Raw genomic sequence first — 2,175 nt, forward strand, 5'->3', positions numbered from 1 at the left:
CTTTTCTTCCTTGAGGCTCGAAAAACTGCCCAGGCCGCGCTTGCCCAAGATGATGTCGATATGCTGCTGCTCGGTCATGCCGAAGCCAGGCTTGTCGCCAACGCCCAGCCTTTTGCCGAGTTCCTCGATGACGAAATGGTTGGTGCGCGGCCCTTCCGGCGGATCGATCAGCTTCGGACCGAGCGTGATGTGCTGGTTGCCGCCGCCCTTGTAGACGTCGTCATGCTCCAGGAACATCGTTGCCGGCAGTACGACATCGGCGAGTTCTGCGGTGTCGGTCATGAACTGCTCGTGCACGCAGGAAAACAGGTCTTCGCGTAGAAAACCCTGCTTCACCAGCCGCTGCTCCGGCGCGACATTGACCGGGTTGGTGTTCTGGATCAGCAGCGCCGTCACCGGCGGACCGCCATAGAGCGCGTCCTCAGCGCCGGTCAGCACGGGGCCGATACGCGAATGGTCGAGATGGCGGATCGAGGGATCGCGCATCCGCGTGCCTTCCAGCAGTTCCTGGTTGAGCTTGAAGATGCCCGAATTGGAATGGAACGCGCCGCCGCCCTCATACTGCCAGCAGCCGGTGACCGCGGCGATCGAGGCGGCGGCATGCATGTTGACCGAGCCGTTACGCTGGCGCGAGAAGCCGTAGCCAAGGCGGAAATAGGTTTTCTTCGTCGTGCCGACGAGGCGGCCGAAGGCCTCGATCTCGTCGACCGAAAGCCCGGTGATATCAGCCGCCCATTGCGGCGTCCTCGTCCGAAGATGCGCTTCCAGACCGTGCGGGTCGTCGGTGTATTTTTCCAAATAGGCGCGGTCGGCCATGCCGTCACGGAACAGCACATGCATCACCGCGCAGGCCAGTGCGCCATCGGTGCCGGGCTTCAGCACCAGGCCGAGATCGGCCTGCTTCATCGTCGCGTTCTCATACACATCGATGACGACGATCTTGGCGCCGCGTTCCTTGCGCGCCTTGATCGCGTGGGTCATGACGTTGACCTGGGTGACCACCGCATTGGTGCCCCAGATCACGACGCAGTCGGACTTGGCCATCTCGCGCGGGTCGGGACCGCGCAACGCACCGGCGCCCATCATCCAGCCGGTCCAGGCCAGATTGGTGCAGATCGAACCGAAGAAGCCTGAATACTTTTTCGCGTGGCGCAGCCGCTCGATGCCGTCGCGCTGCACCAGCCCCATCGTGCCGGCATAGTAATAGGGCCAGACCGTCTCCGAGCCGTATTTTGCCTCGGCCGCGATGAATTTTTCGGCGACGAGGTCGAGTGCGGCCTCCCAACTCGCTTCCTTCCAGAGGCCCTCGCCCTTGGCGCCGGCACGGATCAGCGGCTTCAGCAAGCGGTCGGGATGATGGACGCGGTCGGCATAGCGGGCGACCTTGGCGCAGATGACGCCGGATGTGTAGCTGTTGGCCTTGGCGCCATGGACGCGGCCGATGCGCTTGCTGTCGAGCAGCTCGACCTCGAGCGCGCAGGTCGACGGGCAATCATGCGGACAGGCCGAATGGCCGATCCTGAGCTTGGCGTGCTGATTCATAGGGCCAAACTAGCCGTTTATGGCGGCGGCGTGTAGGGCCAGATGGCGCTACTCCGCCGTGCCTTCCTCGTATTCCGCCGACATCGACAGCCATTTTTCCTCGTGTGCGGCCAGCGTCTGGGCAAGCTGCGAGCGTTCCTTGGCCAGCCGCGTCGCCGTCGAGGGGTCTTTTTCATAGACCGCCGGATTGGCGAGTTCGTCCTCGATCAAGTCGATGCGCTTGCGGATACGGTCCATCAGCGCTTCGGTGGCGCGGATCTCCTTGGCAAGCGGCTCGAAGGCGGCGCGGCGCGCTGCCGCATCGCGGCGGCGGTCGGCCTTCGAGGCTTTTTCGGCCTCGCGCTTGCCGCGGCGGTCGCCGGACACACCGGTAACCAGCGTCTTGTAGTCCTCGAGGTCGCCGTCAAAGGGGTTGACCGCACCCTCCTTGACCAGCCACAGCCGGTCGGCCGTCGCCTCAAGCAGATGGCGGTCGTGCGAAATCAGGATGACGGCGCCGGGAAATTCGTTCAGCGCATGGATCAGCGATTCGCGGCTGTCGATATCAAGATGGTTGGTCGGTTCGTCGAGGATAAACAGGTTCGGCCCCTCGAAAGCCGACAGGCCCATCAAGAGCCGCGCCTTCTCGCCGCC

1 protein-coding gene and 1 pseudogene are annotated in these 2,175 nt (G+C 63.7%); both read right to left on the reverse strand.

Annotated elements, in window-relative coordinates; translation table 11 throughout:
* Window positions 1–1,542, reverse strand: a 1,542-nt coding sequence (locus E5W87_RS35110) for a molybdopterin-dependent oxidoreductase (RefSeq protein WP_292408465.1), incomplete at its 3' end; no start/stop codon positions are given.
* 48 nt (window positions 1,543–1,590) lie between these two features.
* Window positions 1,591–2,175: pseudogene (locus tag E5W87_RS35115) on the reverse strand (ABC transporter ATP-binding protein); the annotation flags it as partial.

Origin of the sequence: Mesorhizobium sp. (assembly GCF_004962925.1) — a bacterium.
Classification (GTDB): Bacteria; Pseudomonadota; Alphaproteobacteria; order Rhizobiales; family Rhizobiaceae; genus Mesorhizobium.